This is a genomic window from Paenibacillus sp. JJ1722 (genome assembly GCF_048282685.1).
Lineage (GTDB): Bacteria > Bacillota > Bacilli > Paenibacillales > Paenibacillaceae > Paenibacillus > Paenibacillus polymyxa_B.
In genome coordinates, this window is sequence record NZ_CP182500.1 from 436,135 (window position 1) to 452,322 (window position 16,188).

Below are 16,188 nucleotides of genomic sequence, written 5' to 3' on the forward strand. Positions count from 1 at the left end.
CGGTATGTTCATCATTCAGATGAAGTGCCGCAAGCCCGCTTTTTTGATGCTTCAGTGTTCAGTGCTTGGGGGAGAGACTCGGGATATTAGATTACAGAATCCAGCGGGTGACCTTTTCCAGCGGTTGTCTGGATTTTTCCCGCTTGGGTTCATGAGCGCGATAACCGAAGGCAGCAATGACTGAAATATCGAGCAGCCCGTTTTCTAGCAGTCCTTCTTCCTCCAAAATGGCATGCACCTGATCGTAGTTAAAGCCCTCAATTGGACAGGAATCAATACCGATCTGAGCCGCCGCTGTCATCATATTGCCTAAGGCAATGTAGGTTTGCTTGGAAGCCCAGTCAAATAACGTACGTTCGTTTTCCAGTAAGCGTTGATTTTCACCCTGGAAAATCTTATAGCGGCCTGGCAGTGAGGCAAAGTCCTCCTCAGACATACCTTTAACCTCTTTATACATATACTCTACGTAAGGAGAATCATAACGAACATCCTTGCGCGCCAAAATCAGGACGACGTGGCTAGCCGCAGGAATCTGCTTTTGACCGCCGCTGGAAACTGCAGCCAGCTTTTCTCTCAATGCCTGATTTTGTACAACTACAAACTGCCATGGTTCAAAACCAACGGAGCTTGGAGAAAGTCGCCCGGTTTCGAGAATGAACTGAAAATCCTCTTCTGGTATGATGCGATTGGGATCGAATTCTTTCGTGGCGTGCCTGAACAGAAAGGCGTCCAGAATTTCCTGTTTTTTAGCTGATGTATTAGACATAAAATGTACTCCTTTTGATATGGGTTTAGTTGGTACTCTATGGGTTTTCTGCTACTATAATGAGAGCTGATATCGAATATATAGTTATCATATAGAAAGTTTTTGCAGGGAACAAGTACGCACATATTTGTTCCTTGTCATGCGTCTGGGGCTATTGGTTTACACATTCTACAGAAAGAAGGGGTATACATGGCACAGGAGATGGAACATGCAGTTAGCGTTAATTTTGGATGTCCGGTAGCGAAAACCGTCGGGGTTATAGGCGGCAAGTGGAAGGGAGTCATCTTGTATCATTTGACGACAGGACCGCGGCGCTATAACGAAATTCGACGGACCTTGCCTAATATTACACAGCGGATGCTAACCTTGCAGTTGCGTGAACTGGAGAGAGATGGCATTGTGCACCGTGAAATTTATAATGAGAACCCACCGCGTGTCGAATACTCGCTTACCCCGTTGGGAGATACGTTAAGGCCGTTGCTGGATTTTATGAGAGACTGGGGGATCTTCTATGGAGAACAGGGTTGCGAGCCTGTGACGACAACTTCCAAATCAGGCAAGCACTTTTGTTAAAGGGCATAAAGAAAGCCCGCCAAATGATTTCATAGAAGACGCATAAGAAATCATTAGCGGGCGGAATAAGGTCTGGGTTATTTAGATAAAATGTACACTTATTTAAACTCGATGGCTTCGTTCATCTGCGCCCAGGCCGTTTCTCCAATGATGCCCAAGCGCCAGATAGCGATTCCTTTGAGGTCATAACGTTTGGCTAAACCGATCTTGGCGTTAACGGTGCTATCTTTTTCACTACCCATCGAAATCCCCAAAATGAGCTTGTCCCGCGAGGTTTCCTTCAAGGCCAGTTGTATGGCTTCGTCCACTTTATCCAAAGGCTCAGGCGTAGCCTTTTGTCCGTAATCATAGGCCATGATGATCAGATCGTCCGCCAGATTGCCCAGCGTTTTGTAGTCATAGCCAGAGTAAGAGCTGTTCAGCGGATGTAGAACGACGGTGAGCTTGAGTCCAGCCTGATGCGCTTTGGCCGATAACTTTTGAATAAAGGCGTTGTAGTCTGAACGCGCTTTGGCTTTATCGCCGCTCCAGCCCAATCCTTCCAGATCTAGCGTAATGCCTTTAAATTGTTTGTCGGTGGCGGTACTGACGATTTGGGAAATGGTTTGTTCTTGAAGCTGCGCATTTTCCAAAACCTTGGTCAGTTCGTGATTGCCATCTCCGGAATAGACCATCAGGTAAGGGGAAGTCCCCTGGCTGTCTGCCTCCTGCACAATGGACTCCGGCGTTACGGTTCCAGCGGCTTGAGGCCATTTGTATTCTTTGCCGTTTGTCGTAAATTGTCCGTTCGTATCAATTCGACTCCAGCCGAAGGCAACTGCGTTAAAATCCGGTATTTTGGATTTTTGGTCAAAGGAAGACAGCGCATAGAAGCCTACTGTATACATAGCTTCACGTGGCGATGTAATGGAGACCGTCCGTGTTCCCTGGTTCCAGTTCACCGTGGCTCCAAACTGCTGCCCGAAAAAGCCCAGCGGAATCATGGTGCTGCCGTGCACGGTTTGCGGAGCGGCTGTTAGTTGAACCGTTTGTCCGTCCACTGTGGCATTGCGGCTACCCATCTTTAGAACCACCTGTTTGGTAGCAGAGCCTTGCGCTTTGGTAGCAGTGATGCTTTGGCTGGCTTGATCCCATTTCACTGTAATGCCGAGAGCCTCAGAAATAGCGCGAAAGGGAACCATGGTCGTGCCGTTCATCATGGCAGGTTGTACGGGGAACGGTAATGGATATCCGTCCAGCATAATGCTGATCTTGCCGGTCTCGGCTTGTGCCAAGGGGCTATAGATGCCCGCTGCGGTACTCAGGAAAATAGCGCTAGATAACAGAGCCTTATTTACGATTTTCATCCTATGATCTCCTATGCTCAATAGATTGCAATGCTATCATGTTAGAATCGTGAGGTATCTACCATTTTACCAAAAAAATGATAGAAAGGTGAATGTGAAATAATAGGATGAGATGAATCTGAGTATGTATTAAAGCTGAATATTAATCGTTTTCTTTCATACAAAAAAAGCTGACCCCTTTAACTAGGTGTCAGCTTTTTCTTTTTAAAACGATCTTAACTTCATTCGTAACCCAGATTACTTGCGGCGCTTGAGTGTAATGCCGACAGCTGCGGCACCAAGAACGACTGCAATGATCGAGAGGACGAGTGCTGTCGTTTGTGCAGTAGAGCTGGCAGGAGCAGAAGCAGCAGGGGCAGCTTCTACAGCATTGTTCGAAGCAGGTGCGGGACTGCTGCTATCTTTAGTCGTATCTGTGCTCGCGTGGCCTGCTGCCGTACCCGCTGAATCGTGTCCGCTGTCTGCGGCAGGGGTTGCGGACGTGGCTTCCGCCGTGATTTCGGTAATGGAATGAGGGTTGTTACTTCCTTCGTCGCCTGTCCATTCCACAATACTTCCGTCACTATAATATTGGAAGGCGTCCCAGGCTGCTGCGGTATTCTGGTCTGCATTTTGCGCTACAAAGCTGAAACGTTGATACTGACCCGCTTGAATGCCGTCTTTTTCAGTCGTCCAGGTCACAGTGGTTACTTTGCCAGAGCTGTCTTTTTCGGTGGCTACCTTCCAGTCCGGTACAGGCTCGTATTGTTTGAAAACGACCTCTTTCGGAATTTTCAAGGCGACTTTGGTGGTTGGAATGTTTTTTTCCACGGGTACTTTCAATGTGTACGTTTCCCATGCATTAGGTTGTGAAATAGAAGGCTTAACTGTCACATGTGCACTGGCCATGCCTGCAAAAAGTAAGGCACCCGCCGCAATTAGACCCACAGAGGTTGCAAACCTGGAAAATCTGGATTTTGCTGTTTGAATCGTTGTATTCATATTCATTTCGCTCCTTTTAAGTATAAAATAATTATTTTTTACCGCCTACATGCAGGGTAAATTCAGCATCAACCGCATCGAGTGATGCCGTCAGAGCATGTACTTTTACCGCCCATGTTCCTTCGGAGGTCATCAATTCCTGACTGCGGAATGGTTGTTGTTGCTTTACGGGCAGAACAAATTCCTGTTGATCTTGGTCAGGGTCTGCTGGAGTGAGCGTTAACGTGACCTGCTGGATTCCCGAAACGGCAGCACCCTTGCTATCCTGAACGGATACCTTAAATTCATTGCTGCCCACAGCATTGGGGCTGACTGCCAGTGTAACGTTATATTCGCCCGTAGTGCGAGTCTCCTCAAACGGTACAGCAGGTGCCTGGCCGGGTGACAGGTGAGTGAGCACCGCGGTCAACAGCATCACGAGCAGGCCGACGGACAACTCGGCACGCAATCCCCCAGCGGCTCGCTTACTCGCCGCCGCTTGCCGTGCGCTGCGGAACTGGCTGGCCGCGAAGACCAGCATGACTAGCAGCAGCGCTGCTTTGCCGAGCAGAACGAGTCCATAGGACGTGTTCAGCAGCATGGAGGGAGCCGGAATGTACAGCACGGCTCCATATATACCGGTGGCGAGTAACGCTGCCACCATCGCAATGCCCCAGCCGGCGAAGCGGCGCAAGGCGGCTTGTCGCAGAGTTGCCCGTTCGGATACGGGCAACTCTGCTCCGGCAACCGGCAGGCACACGACCATGACGGCAAGTGAGCCGATCCAAAAGGCTGCTGCCGCGAGATGGACGAAGTCCGCCGCAATGGCTGGAGCTGGATGCGTAGCCGCTGCCGGATGGCCGACAAAGGCCTTGGACAGCATGAGGCATAGCGTTAGGAGAGCCGAGCTGTATCCCCAAAGACGGCGCTGGCGATTCGAAATGCTGTGATCCAGCGCGTAAATCAGCGTTACGCTTAGGAGTAGCACGAGAATCATCTGGATAAACCAAATTTGTCCGGCTCCAGTAAACTGGAGAGCTTCTCCCAGAATCGGGAATGAGAAGCCCTCCCTGATGGAAACCCCGGCATCCCATGAAGCCTGAAGTGGCAGGCTGATCAGAATGGCGGCAGACGTTATGCCGTAGCCGCTCCATAGCAGCTTAGTCCAGCGGGGCAATGTTTCAAAGGGCCGCTGATTTTGCTTATGCTGTTCACTTCGATTCTTGTCTTGGCTTATGCTCGGTAAGATGAACAGCCGGAAACAAATCGCTCCAAAAAGCAGCGATAGTCCTATGTAAAGAAACCAACGGACAGCGATTAAGTCGATTCGTGATGTCCCTGAGCCTTCAGGTGCGGTAGCTTGATGGGTAGGCGCATTGGAACCACTGCCCACTTGGAATGGAATAACTCCATTAACCGGATGTCCGTCTGCGGATAAAGCTCTCCAATTGACGGAGTAAATTCCATTTTTCATCCCTGGAATCAATTGAATTTCCATGGTGGCTTTGTGATTCGGGTCAAGCTGTGCTTTTCCTGTGTCGACCCGCTTGCCTGTTTCGTCGGTCACTTTGATCGACATGAAGGCAGATTGCAAATCTTCATTGAAGGTGATGGTCACCTGAGAAGGCGACTTGTCCAAAACCTGATTTTCGGTCGGACTGGATTCAATGACAAATGCATGAGCCCACGAAGAGTGAGGAAACAGGATCAGAAGGGGGAGACACAGCAATAAAAGACAAGCCACACGGGCTGGTCTGGACAGGTACAACATGCCTGTGAAGTCACCTTCTCTCGATTACTTGAAGCGAGGATATCCCCATTTGTAACATTTTATACGGACAAACCCCTTCCTATCTTAATCATAGTGCATATAGCATGAATAGATGGAGCGAATTATGACATTTATATGAAATTTGAAATAATAAGCATTATACAAAATGCCAATCATATGAAAACCCCTAGCGTGGTTGAATTCAGGACGATTTCAACCACGCTAGGGGCAAAGAGGAAGAGCCTATGAAGGAACTAGAGCCCTGTTTCCATGAGATCCGTGAAAGCAGATTGCTTATGTTGAATATAATGGATAAAAATAGCCGTTAGTTTGGGATCGAATTGGCTACCCGAGCAGGCACGTAGTTCTTCAATGGCCTCCTCGAACGTTTTGGTGGGTTGATAGGGGCGCTCGGTTGTCATCGCGTCAAAAGAGTCGATGATCGTCAGCATCCGACATAAACGTGGAATTTGCTCGCCCTTAAAGCCAAACGGATAGCCTCCTCCGTCATAACGTTCATGATGCAGCTCCACAAAAGGAACCAAATCTATGAATCGTTCGTTGGCTTCGACAATACGTTTGCCCCACATGACATGCGCTTGCACCATCTGCCATTCCTCACCGGACAGTTTCTCTTTTTTATTGAGGATATTCCAGGGAATCTCCAGTTTACCAATGTCATGAATGAGGGCACCTAGTATGAAACGCCGCTTATCCTCCGGTCCGAGCTGAAGTACATCGCTCATGTCTGCTGCATATCTGAAAACCCGCTTGGAATGCTTGAAAGTGTTAATATCCTTGTACAAGAACAAATTAAGCTGCTGCTCAAGATCGCGAATATCCTGCCCCAGATCGACCTCGCGCTCCACTTCATTTAAACTTCCGTGCGTATGAACGATGTTTTTGCCCTGTTTCTTGGCGTAGTACAGGGCTTTATCCGCCAGATCGACCAGCTGTGACTTGTCGTAGATGTCAATGCGACTTTGTGCAATACCTGCGGAGAAGGACAGACAGCCATGCGGAAAAATTTCAACACCCTCATAACGAGAATCATTTAATCTTTTTCGAATAGCATTGACTGTTTCATATGCTTGTTCAGCGGTATGCTCGGGCATAAGCAGAGTAAATTCTTCTCCACCGTAGCGGGATACGGTGATGTGGGTGCCGGAGGTTTCCTTCTTAAGAAACTCACCGAGAAATCCCAGTAGCTGATCGCCTTTAAGATGACCGAAATGATCATTGTATTTTTTGAAATCATCAATATCAATCAGCGCCAGACTGAGAGGAGTATTCTCGGATCGGGATATATTCAATTCAGCTTCAAGTGTATTTTCAAAGTAGCTGTGATTGTATAGCCCTGTTCTGCGATCCATGTTCGCTTTTTCTTCGATTTCCCGATACAGCGTGAACATTTGCTTGAATGCGTGAGACAGGAGCATGCTTAGCCCAAGGAACAGCAAAAGTCCTAAAATGCCGTTGTTATAAATCAGTGTAGTCAATACCAAAGACAGAATGAGTGTACATAAGTATACGAGCAGGGATTCAGCCAAAAAAGCCTGTTTAAGCTCATTGAAGGACCCTTTGTATGCGATATAAAAGTAGATGCCCAGTGTGATGGTGTTCACCGCAAAGTAGCAAATCAACGCCAGCAGGTAGGAAGCGAAATGATCTTGGTTAAAAGCTCCCTGCGTTCCGCCGCTTAGTTCAAATACTGTTGAAGACAGGAAAATGGAAAGGGCGTAAATGGAAAAATTGACGGTATGCTTCCACCAGGACAGCTCTGTGTGCCGGAACATGGCAATGATTACATTTAACAACAAAATCAGAATAGCAATTTCGGTGCCATGCACAAAAATACAAGCCAGATACACGGAGGAATCCATGGACTGCTTGTTACTGGCCGGTGGTAGCTGGAATGTAAAATGCTCCAGAATCAGAACTGCTCCCAATAGGGAATAGATCGTGACCCACTCTGTTGTCGTATAGTGCAAAAAGGACCATTGGTTCGTATACAGGAGGACGATCACGCCTGCCAAACATATGAAAAACACATATATTCCCGTCGCGGTAACCCGTTCTTGCAGCTTTTTTATTATACTCATCATTTCTTCTCCTGCCTTGTCGTATCTTGATGTCAAAGCTACCAGGGGTGAATGGGATAATTTACAATTTTGTAATCGGAAATTTCACATGAAAAAACAGGCCGGAATCCAGCCTGTTTTGTTGAGCCTGTGCTTCCTTTTTTTCTTATCGGTGACTAGCCCCCGATTTTGTAACCGGAAGTCAAAGCAATTATGACAGAAGCTACGATAATAGCATTGATAATCACACGGGAGTATTTCAAGTTTTTCATAGGGTTCCCTCCCTTCCTTGGAATAAGGTGTGCACTAGGCGTGGCGGGGATTGTTTTCTTGCTGCTTATCCTTAGTTCTCTTCACGACCATAATGCTTTGGATAAACAGGAACATCCCGAAATTCATGACAACATCTCCAATACTAATTACCTGCGTGCGGGGATAGGGCTTGGAGAGAGGAATAATGTCACCAAGCAATGATAGACGCGTGCTCGCATCCATCATGTAATGTTTCGAGATGACACTTCCGGATTTAAGCATATCTGTATAATAGGGACCCAGCACCTCCGAAGCGCTCAACGAGACCGGCATCCTGCCGCCATTCACCGCCATAACGATAAAATTCATCAATACGCCGATTATAATAAGCTTGAATCCCTTATGATGTCTGTTCAACCAGAGAAATATCAATCCAACCACGTAGACTCCCATAAATAGATACCCGTTAATGGCTGCCAGCCAAGCCCACTTTTCCTGGAAATAAAAAATAATGAATTGTACCAGCAGCAGCACGGGGAACATCCAGCCGGCTATAAGGCGAATTTGACTGAAACGGATCAGACCTTGCCGCCAGCCTCCTCTGAACAGACCTACAATGAGACCTAGTAGCACTCCATCATAGACCATTATCATTCTCCAGATTCCACAAATTTTTTGTTTTGGTTACCGTATAATTCGACCTGAAATTGGTAAATTCCTGCCTGATATATAGCAGTTTTGAAAAAAAATTGCGGATTAGCGTGTAATTATTCGAAGCCAGACGAAATGAGTGATATCATGATACATTGAAGTAATTATTTATATTTTTTTGAAAAGGATGATTATTATTATGAACCGGTTATCCAATACTGTTATGGTTGCCGCAGATATGACCAAATCGCGAATATTATGGATCGCCTTTGTCCTGGGTGCATTGAGTGCTTTCGGGCCGTTGTCCATAGATATGTATTTGCCGTCGCTGCCTACATTAGCGAACAATTTGCATACGACCACTTCGCTGGCGCAGCTTAGTTTAACCGCCTGTCTGTTGGGACTGGCCGTTGGCCAGATCGTTGCTGGTCCGCTTAGCGACGTAAGGGGTCGCAGAGGACCGCTGGTGATCTCGCTCATTCTGTACGCTGCTGCTTCGCTGTTATGTGTGTTTGCGCCGAATATCGGTATGCTCATTGTGCTTCGCTTTATTCAAGGGCTTACGGGGTCGGCGGGGATCGTGATTTCCAGAGCTGTAGCCCGTGATCTATACTCGGGCAAAGAGTTGACACGTTTTTTCTCACTACTTATGCTGGTGAACGGCGTGGCCCCTATCGCTGCACCAGTACTGGGCGGTGTCATTTTGAACTTTGTTTCCTGGCGTGGTGTATTCATGGTGCTTTGTGTAGTCGGCGTGGCTATGCTGATTGCCGTCGTATTGGGTTTGCCAGAAACGTTGCCAACTAACCGCCGCTCATCCGGTGGCTTGAAGCAGACGCTAGGAACACTCGGTCACTTGTTTGCCGATCGACGCTTTATGGGCTATGCCTTCTCACAGGCGCTGATTACAGGAGCGATGTTCGCGTATATCGCTGGCTCACCATTCGTGCTTCAGGATATTTTCGGGGTTTCTCCTCAGACGTATAGCATCATTTTTGCAGTGAATGGTTTGGGGATTGTACTGTTTTCGCAGTTGACGGGTAGACTCGTGGGTCGCTTCAGCGAACGACAGTTACTCTTGTCGGGTCTGGTAATTGCGGCTGTAGCCGGAATTAGCTTGCTTACTGTAGCCTTTACCGGAGGCCAATTGTTTGCTGTTTTAGTTCCTCTGTTTTTTGTCGTTTCCTGCGTAGGGATTGTGAGTACAACGACGACTTCATTGGCAATGCAGAGTCAGCAGCGCTCCGCAGGCAGTGCGTCCGCCATGCTTGGTTTGTTGCCTCTATTACTTGGCTCCATCGCTTCACCGCTAGTAGGCTTGGGGAGTGGAACAACCCCCGTACCGATGGCGGTCGTTATAGCTATAGCCGAGGTTGGAGCGCTATTAAGCTTTGTTGTACTTGCTAAGGAAGCACGCGCGAAGGCTTAAAATAGGGCGAAAAAGTGACATTTTTCTGGAATGTTGACATACCCCACGGGGGTATATTATGATAGGGATATAACAAATGCATAAATGCATAAATGCATAAATGCATATATACACCACACAGGAGGCTGATGTATGGCTGAGGAGCAACCTGTTTCCCACACTGAAGTCCATGAGAATCACTGTGGAACAGACGGGGAAAAGACAGTTAGAAAAAGTCATCATTCGGCAGAGTTCAAGAACAGCCTCGTATCCCGGTTGAACCGTATTGAAGGTCAGGTTCGCGGAATTAAGGGCTTGATTGAGAAGGATACCTACTGTGACGATGTACTGAACCAGATTGCGGCTGTCCAGTCCGCGCTGAATGGTGTTGGTAAGCTGCTGCTGGAAGGGCATATGAAAAGCTGTGTCATTGAGCGCATGCAGGCAGGAGAGCAGGAAGTGATTGACGAGCTGCTGGTTACGGTCAAGAAGCTAATCCGTTAAGAGTAGTATTCATACACATTATGGGTACGGAAGTACCCCTGAGGAGGAAAAGAAAATGGCACAAGTTACATTGAACGTAGAAGGCATGAGCTGCAATCATTGCGTGAAGGCAGTAGAAGGGGCTTTGGAGAAAGTTGGCGCTACCGGCAAGGTCAGCCTCGAAACGAAGCAAGTGAATGTAGAATATGACGAGTCCAAGCTGAACGTTGAGGCTCTGAAAACAGCCATTGAAGACCAGGGCTATGATGTTGTTTAAGCTGAAGATGCTTTATGTGTGAACAGACTTGTTTCGAAGGAGAAGCTTCCATATTAGAAGCTTTTTCTTTTTGGATATGATATACCCCACTGGGGTATAGGAGGAGGATTACCATGGAAAACCGTGCGACCGACGGTGACAAGCAGACAACGCTTCATATTACGGGGATGTCTTGTGCCGCTTGCGCAAGCCGTATTGAGAAAGGTTTAAATCGAATAGACGGTGTGGCACAGGCTAATGTGAATTTGGCTTTGGAGCAGGCGTCGATATCCTATGATCCCAAGCAGGTGGAGATCCCTGAGTTTCGCGATAAAATTGCTTCTCTTGGGTTTGGAACTGTAAGTGAAGAAGCCAATCTGAATGTGACGGGTATGACTTGCGCGGCCTGTGCAACCCGGATTGAAAAGGGATTGAATCGGATGCCTGGTGTAACAGGTGCCACGGTAAATTTGGCGATGGAAACAGCTCATGTGGAATATGCAGCGGGAAGTATTGCGGTTGGTGATCTGGTGAGCAAGATTGAACAGCTAGGCTACGGAGCGATTCCGCAGAGCGCTGAGGACAATATTGCGGATGTGCGCAGTAAGGATATCCATCGTAAAAAATGGAAGTGGATTGTGTCCGCAGTGCTGTCATTTCCGTTGTTGTGGGCAATGGTGGCTCATTTTTCCTTTACATCATGGATTTATGTGCCAGAACTGTTCTTGAATCCATGGTTCCAACTAGTGCTGACAACGCCGATTCAGTTCGTCATTGGTTGGCAGTTTTATGTGGGCGCGTACAAAGCGCTTCGTAACGGCAGTTCGAATATGGATGTGTTAGTTGCACTGGGTACATCTGCGGCTTATTTTTACAGCTTGTACCTTACTCTGCGTCCGTCTGATGTCATGGAGGGAATGTCGGGAATGCCTGTCATGACCATGCCAGAGCTGTATTACGAGACAAGCGCGGTGCTAATTACGCTTATTTTGGTTGGTAAATGGTTTGAAGCGGTAGCCAAAGGGCGTTCGTCCGAGGCGATCAAGAGCCTGATGAGTCTACAGGCGACGACGGCACGTGTAGTACGTGATGAACAGGAGCTTGATATACCGATCGAACAGGTACGTGTGAAGGATATCTTTATTGTACGACCTGGCGAGAAAATTCCTGTCGATGGTGTGGTCGTGGACGGACGTTCGGCAGTGGACGAATCCATGTTAAGTGGTGAGAGTCTTCCGGTTGAAAAAGAAGCAGGTTCCGCAGTTACAGGGGCGACGCTCAATAAAAACGGGGTACTACGTATCCAGGCTGAGCGTGTGGGTGGTGATACGGCGTTGGCCCGTATTATTAAGGTCGTGGAAGATGCGCAAAACTCCAAGGCCCCGATTCAGCGGATTGCGGATCAGATTTCCGGTATTTTTGTCCCCATTGTTGTTGCTATCGCTGTGTTGGCCTTTATCGTCTGGTTTTTCCTTGTGACGCCGACTGATTTTGCAGGCTCACTGGAGAAAATGATTGCAGTTCTCGTCATTGCTTGCCCTTGTGCGCTCGGATTGGCAACCCCAACGTCTATTATGGCAGGATCGGGACGTGCCGCTGAATACGGTATTCTGTTCAAGGGCGGCGAGCATTTGGAGATGACCCGTTCAGTCAACGCAGTGGTATTGGATAAGACAGGTACAGTTACGAATGGCAAGCCAGAGCTGACGGATGTTATGCTTGGAGCAAGCGGCTTGGCTGAAAAGGATTTGCTGCGTTTGCTCGGTGCGGCAGAAAAAAGCTCGGAGCATCCGCTGGCGGAAGCCATTGTAAAGGGGATTGCAGATCGAGGCATTGAGCTGGTAGGACCGACAGATTTTGAAAATATTCCGGGTTATGGTGTGAAAGCGCATGTGGAAGGTAAGCAGGTATTGGCGGGTACACGCCGATTGATGAGCAGGGAAGGCATCGCGATAGATGACTCAGCTGAGCAGCATATGAATGAGCTGGAAAGCGCAGGGAAAACCGCGATGCTTGTTGCTGTGGATGGTGCCTATGCTGGATTGGTGGCCGTGGCGGATACGATTAAAGAAACGTCACGGGAGGCAGTTACCCGTCTGCGCGCGATGAACATTGAAGTGATCATGATTACGGGTGACAATGAACGGACTGCGCGGGCTGTTGCCGCCGAGGCTGGAATTGAACGAGTGCTGGCGGAGGTGCTGCCTGAAGGAAAGGCTGAAGAAGTGAAACGGCTTCAGGAGCAGGGCATGATCGTAGCTATGGTTGGGGATGGTATTAACGATGCGCCTGCGCTGGCTACTGCTAATATTGGGATGGCGATGGGCACGGGAACGGATGTGGCAATGGAGGCGGCGGATATTACCCTCATGCGCGGCAACCTGAACAGCATTCCTGATGCGATCGAAATGAGCCGCCGGACCATGACAAACATACGGCAAAATCTGTTTTGGGCGCTCGGTTATAACGTGATCGGTATTCCGATTGCCGCTTTGGGCTTCCTTGCCCCATGGTTGGCGGGAGCAGCCATGGCATTTAGCTCTGTTTCGGTCGTGCTGAATGCACTGCGTCTCCAACGGGTGAAGCTGTAAATGTATGGATGTATTAGCAGGATAGCGTACTGTCGGACATCTGTTGCGAGATAAAGTTATTATCAGAGTATAGAGCAAGTACGCACAATTGGTTTTCTGCGTGCTTGCTTTTTGTTGCGTTTGTTTTTTTAAACCATTCAACTTTCATCACGTCAGGTTGCTTATCATTCGCGAAAGTTCCATAATATTTGTAGGAGTGCCAAGCAAGCATGCAAGAACTTCTTCGTATACTCACAGCTTGAAGTAGATAAAGAGCTTATATTATGGATTAGGAGTGAAGCAGTCATGAATGATACGATTTCCTTGTTGATGAACCACCGGTCTGTGCGAAAATTCAAGTCAGACCCCATTACCGACGAGCAGCTCGCAGCTATTGTGGCAGCTGGCCAAATGGCTTCCTCGTCCAGTAATGTGCAGGCATATACCGTTATTGCCGTTACCGAGCCTTCTTTAAAAACAAAACTGGCCGAGTTGGCAGGAGGACAGGCTTACGTTGAGCAATGCCCCGCGTTTCTGGTATGGTGCGCAGATCTGTACCGTCTGAAGCAGGTCACACTACACCATCAGCCAGGTCAGCCTTCCTATGAAGGTTCCGTTGAAAATTATACGGTTGCGACCATTGATGCCGCGTTAGCCGCACAAAATGCAGCGGTAGCCGCTGAATCACTGGGCCTGGGCATCGTCTACATCGGCGGCATTCGTACTAAAATAGCAGAGGTATCTGAGTTGTTAGGGTTGCCAGAGCTGGTGTATCCAGTGTTCGGTATGTGTATTGGTGTACCGGATCAGGAAACGGGCTTGCGTCCACGTCTTCCACTGTCCGGTGTTTTGCATATGAACGGTTACGACAAAAATCAGACGATGAAAGCTGTAGAGGTATACGATCACACATCAGCGGAATATTTGAAGGAACGTACAGGCGGTCAACGCTCTACGCCATGGTCTGAGCAAATGGCTGCGAGACTGACCGAGCCAGCGCGCTTGCAGTTGAAGCCATTTTTGGAACAGAAGGGTTTCTTGAAGCAATAAAAGCTGAGTGGCGACAAAAAACTCTGCAAAATACAAGTAGTATTTGAGCTATATACGTTTGAAAATACAAGAACCTCCTTATTTACGTATGATGAAGTCCCGCGTAAATAAGGAGGTTCTTTGCTTTGGTTGCATGTTGTGGTTGTAAACCTTCCAGTCAGTAAATAGCTGGTATGCCTTTATCAATCAGATAGTGAGTAAAAGCGTCTCGTATTTTCATAAAATAATTGACGGACGGCAGATTCATCTTGATGGGTCAGTTTGCTGTACGCACGAATGACGTCGGCAGTCATCCGGGGATGTGTCTCTTGTCCAGTAAAAGGTCCCTCGAACGGCCAAGGACCATCTGTCTCTGCCATGATCTGATCAGACGGATACTGTCTTGCCAAACTGCGGATCTCTTCTTCGTACAAGAGATCCGGTGTGAAGGAGACATAATAGCCGTTCCGGGCCATACGTTCGATCGTGGCGGTAGAGCCCTTGAACCAGTGAAAATGCGCCTGTGTGATGCCATGACGTTCCAAAAGGTCACAGGCGATGTCTGCGTCCTCATAAACGGCGTGCAGGACAATGGGCTTGTTATGCTTGCTTGCAAACTGGATAAAGCGCTCTAGTAGCACTATGTAGGGAGCGAGGTCAAAAGGTGAACCGCTCTGTGAGGCTTCCAGCCGATTGTAATAGGGCAAGCCGACTTCACCCACGGCGACCATCTGCTGTACATGTTCGTCCATCCAGTTGAACAAGAGTTCAAGCTCAGCTTGCGGTGGAAGAGCCTGTTCGGGATGAAAGCCAAAGGCTGGTCGTACCAGCCCGGGGTAACGCTTGGCTAACTGCAGATTGGCTCGGCTGGAGCCCAGATGCATCGACACGGCTATCACGGCTTGGACGCTGCTATTGGCAAGTGAAGCGAGCAATAATTCCTGTTGTTCGGGCGGGTAGCTGTCTACATGAATATGCGCGTCGATCAATGGAGCGGGTCCAATTGCGGTCAAATCCAAGACTGGCTTTGTTTGGCTGTTCCATTTCAATGCACATCGAACTTTTACGTCACTCATGTCGATTCAATCCATCTTCTGGGATATTCTTGTGGACGCTCTGAGCATTGTCCATGTCGCCGTCCAGTTTATGTTTTTCCTCGCGCATCCAGCTGGTCATGGTCCGCTTCCATTCAATAAAGAGCGGATCGAGGGTGATTTCTTCCCTACGCGGGCGGGGAAAAGAGACATCTACGACATGCACCACTGAAGCAGGTCGCGCCGACAGCACATAGATGCGGTCGGAGAGCAGCAACGCTTCTTCAATGCTGTGGGTAATAAACAGCACAGAACGGCGGTTCTTTTCCCACATCCGTAATAACCATTGCTGCATGTCTGCACGTGTCAGCGCATCGAGTGCGCTGAACGGCTCATCCAGCAGCATTAATTCCTGTGGGCTGAGCAGTGCGCGAAGAAAGGCTGCGCGCTGTTGCATTCCACCAGACAGCGTATGTGGATACGCCTTGGCGAATTTACCAAGTCCAACCTGTTCGAGCCATTGCAAGGCTTCTTTGCGACGCTCGCGTTCACTGGCGTACTGAGGGGGTACTGCTGTATTTTTACGTGGAGCATTTTCCTGCCCAAGCAGTACGTTGTCCAGCGTGGTACGCCACGGGAAAAGGGCGGGCTGCTGCGGCATATAGCTGATATGCCCACGTTCACCAGTCATGTCCCGTCCGTGCATACGGATACGTCCCTGCTGTGGTTTGAGTAGCCCGCCGATGATGTGAAACAGCGTGCTTTTGCCGCTGCCTGACGGACCAATGAGGGAAACGAATTCTCCTGGCTTGACTGTGAGGGATACATCCTGCAGTACGGGCAGTAGGCTTCGCTTTTCGCGGAAGGCGAGGCTGATCCCGTCCAATTCCAAAGCAGGAGGAGCGGTTGAAGGACTCTGCTGTTCCCCGGTTCGTTGTTCATTAGCCACGTTGTATGATGATAAGTCAGTCGGATGCAGACTCATACGCGCCACGTCCTTTCTTTGCT

General features: G+C 48.6%; 14 protein-coding genes. 6 read left to right on the forward strand and 8 right to left on the reverse strand.

The window, feature by feature from the left end; translation table 11 throughout:
- Positions 1–91: 91 nt before the first annotated feature.
- A complete protein-coding gene (locus ACM1ND_RS01905) occupies positions 92–766 on the reverse strand; it encodes an NAD(P)H-dependent oxidoreductase (RefSeq protein ID WP_028541224.1) in 675 nt (224 codons plus the stop codon).
- Positions 767–955: 189 nt separating this feature from the next.
- On the opposite strand from ACM1ND_RS01905, the gene ACM1ND_RS01910 reads away from it, so the two are divergent.
- Complete coding sequence (locus ACM1ND_RS01910; RefSeq protein WP_023986690.1) at positions 956–1,339, forward strand: winged helix-turn-helix transcriptional regulator; 384 nt, start codon at positions 956–958, stop codon at positions 1,337–1,339.
- Positions 1,340–1,437: 98 nt separating this feature from the next.
- On the opposite strand, the gene ACM1ND_RS01915 is transcribed toward ACM1ND_RS01910, so the two are convergent.
- The 5 genes from ACM1ND_RS01915 to ACM1ND_RS01935 all read right to left on the reverse strand — a co-directional run bounded on the left by ACM1ND_RS01915 (position 1,438) and on the right by ACM1ND_RS01935 (position 8,397).
- Positions 1,438–2,685 (reverse strand): stalk domain-containing protein, encoded by a 1,248-nt coding sequence (locus ACM1ND_RS01915; protein ID WP_023986691.1) that lies wholly within the window; start codon positions 2,683–2,685, stop codon positions 1,438–1,440.
- 237 nt (positions 2,686–2,922) lie between these two features.
- Positions 2,923–3,666, reverse strand: a complete 744-nt coding sequence (locus tag ACM1ND_RS01920; RefSeq protein ID WP_418026973.1) for a YcnI family protein — start codon at positions 3,664–3,666, stop codon at positions 2,923–2,925.
- 31 nt (positions 3,667–3,697) lie between these two features.
- A complete protein-coding gene (locus ACM1ND_RS01925; protein WP_418026974.1) occupies positions 3,698–5,416 on the reverse strand; it encodes a copper resistance CopC/CopD family protein in 1,719 nt (572 codons plus the stop codon).
- Between the two features lie 254 nt (positions 5,417–5,670).
- Entirely contained in the window at positions 5,671–7,521 is a 1,851-nt protein-coding gene (locus ACM1ND_RS01930; protein ID WP_418026975.1) for a diguanylate cyclase, read from the reverse strand.
- Between the two features lie 282 nt (positions 7,522–7,803).
- Positions 7,804–8,397 (reverse strand): DUF5317 domain-containing protein, encoded by a 594-nt coding sequence (locus ACM1ND_RS01935; RefSeq protein WP_418026976.1) that lies wholly within the window; start codon positions 8,395–8,397, stop codon positions 7,804–7,806.
- Positions 8,398–8,599: 202 nt separating this feature from the next.
- Here ACM1ND_RS01935 and ACM1ND_RS01940 point away from each other — a divergent pair, with 202 nt between their 5' ends.
- The 5 genes from ACM1ND_RS01940 to nfsA all read left to right on the forward strand — a co-directional run bounded on the left by ACM1ND_RS01940 (position 8,600) and on the right by nfsA (position 14,167).
- Positions 8,600–9,829, forward strand: coding sequence for a multidrug effflux MFS transporter (locus ACM1ND_RS01940; RefSeq protein WP_023986696.1), 1,230 nt, complete (start codon positions 8,600–8,602; stop codon positions 9,827–9,829).
- 132 nt (positions 9,830–9,961) lie between these two features.
- Positions 9,962–10,312 (forward strand): metal-sensitive transcriptional regulator, encoded by a 351-nt coding sequence (locus ACM1ND_RS01945; RefSeq protein WP_013308456.1) that lies wholly within the window; start codon positions 9,962–9,964, stop codon positions 10,310–10,312.
- Between the two features lie 55 nt (positions 10,313–10,367).
- Positions 10,368–10,568: a copper ion binding protein gene (locus ACM1ND_RS01950; RefSeq protein ID WP_013308457.1), complete on the forward strand. Its 201-nt coding sequence runs from the start codon at positions 10,368–10,370 to the stop codon at positions 10,566–10,568.
- A gap of 113 nt (positions 10,569–10,681) precedes the next feature.
- Positions 10,682–13,138, forward strand: a complete 2,457-nt coding sequence (locus ACM1ND_RS01955; RefSeq protein ID WP_418026977.1) for a heavy metal translocating P-type ATPase — start codon at positions 10,682–10,684, stop codon at positions 13,136–13,138.
- A 285-nt stretch (positions 13,139–13,423) separates the two neighbouring features.
- On the forward strand, positions 13,424–14,167 hold the full coding sequence (gene nfsA / locus ACM1ND_RS01960) for an oxygen-insensitive NADPH nitroreductase (RefSeq protein WP_023986699.1): 744 nt from the start codon (positions 13,424–13,426) through the stop codon (positions 14,165–14,167).
- A 182-nt stretch (positions 14,168–14,349) separates the two neighbouring features.
- On the opposite strand, the gene ACM1ND_RS01965 is transcribed toward nfsA, so the two are convergent.
- A complete protein-coding gene (locus tag ACM1ND_RS01965) occupies positions 14,350–15,222 on the reverse strand; it encodes a TatD family hydrolase (protein ID WP_418026978.1) in 873 nt (290 codons plus the stop codon).
- Positions 15,215–16,165: an ABC transporter ATP-binding protein gene (locus ACM1ND_RS01970; protein ID WP_418026979.1), complete on the reverse strand. Its 951-nt coding sequence runs from the start codon at positions 16,163–16,165 to the stop codon at positions 15,215–15,217. Before ACM1ND_RS01970 ends, ACM1ND_RS01965 begins: the two co-directional genes overlap by 8 nt.
- Positions 16,166–16,188: the final 23 nt, after the last annotated feature.

Coding starts and splice junctions, on each gene's coding strand:
- ACM1ND_RS01905 (WP_028541224.1), bottom strand. CDS start 766: ATGTCTAATACATCAGCTAAAAAACAGGAAATTCTGGACGCCTTTCTG.
- ACM1ND_RS01910 (WP_023986690.1), top strand. CDS start 956: ATGGCACAGGAGATGGAACATGCAGTTAGCGTTAATTTTGGATGTCCG.
- ACM1ND_RS01915 (WP_023986691.1), bottom strand. CDS start 2,685: ATGAAAATCGTAAATAAGGCTCTGTTATCTAGCGCTATTTTCCTGAGT.
- ACM1ND_RS01920 (WP_418026973.1), bottom strand. CDS start 3,666: ATGAATACAACGATTCAAACAGCAAAATCCAGATTTTCCAGGTTTGCA.
- ACM1ND_RS01925 (WP_418026974.1), bottom strand. CDS start 5,416: ATGTTGTACCTGTCCAGACCAGCCCGTGTGGCTTGTCTTTTATTGCTG.
- ACM1ND_RS01930 (WP_418026975.1), bottom strand. CDS start 7,521: ATGATGAGTATAATAAAAAAGCTGCAAGAACGGGTTACCGCGACGGGA.
- ACM1ND_RS01935 (WP_418026976.1), bottom strand. CDS start 8,397: ATGGTCTATGATGGAGTGCTACTAGGTCTCATTGTAGGTCTGTTCAGA.
- ACM1ND_RS01940 (WP_023986696.1), top strand. CDS start 8,600: ATGAACCGGTTATCCAATACTGTTATGGTTGCCGCAGATATGACCAAA.
- ACM1ND_RS01945 (WP_013308456.1), top strand. CDS start 9,962: ATGGCTGAGGAGCAACCTGTTTCCCACACTGAAGTCCATGAGAATCAC.
- ACM1ND_RS01950 (WP_013308457.1), top strand. CDS start 10,368: ATGGCACAAGTTACATTGAACGTAGAAGGCATGAGCTGCAATCATTGC.
- ACM1ND_RS01955 (WP_418026977.1), top strand. CDS start 10,682: ATGGAAAACCGTGCGACCGACGGTGACAAGCAGACAACGCTTCATATT.
- nfsA (WP_023986699.1), top strand. CDS start 13,424: ATGAATGATACGATTTCCTTGTTGATGAACCACCGGTCTGTGCGAAAA.
- ACM1ND_RS01965 (WP_418026978.1), bottom strand. CDS start 15,222: ATGAGTGACGTAAAAGTTCGATGTGCATTGAAATGGAACAGCCAAACA.
- ACM1ND_RS01970 (WP_418026979.1), bottom strand. CDS start 16,165: ATGAGTCTGCATCCGACTGACTTATCATCATACAACGTGGCTAATGAA.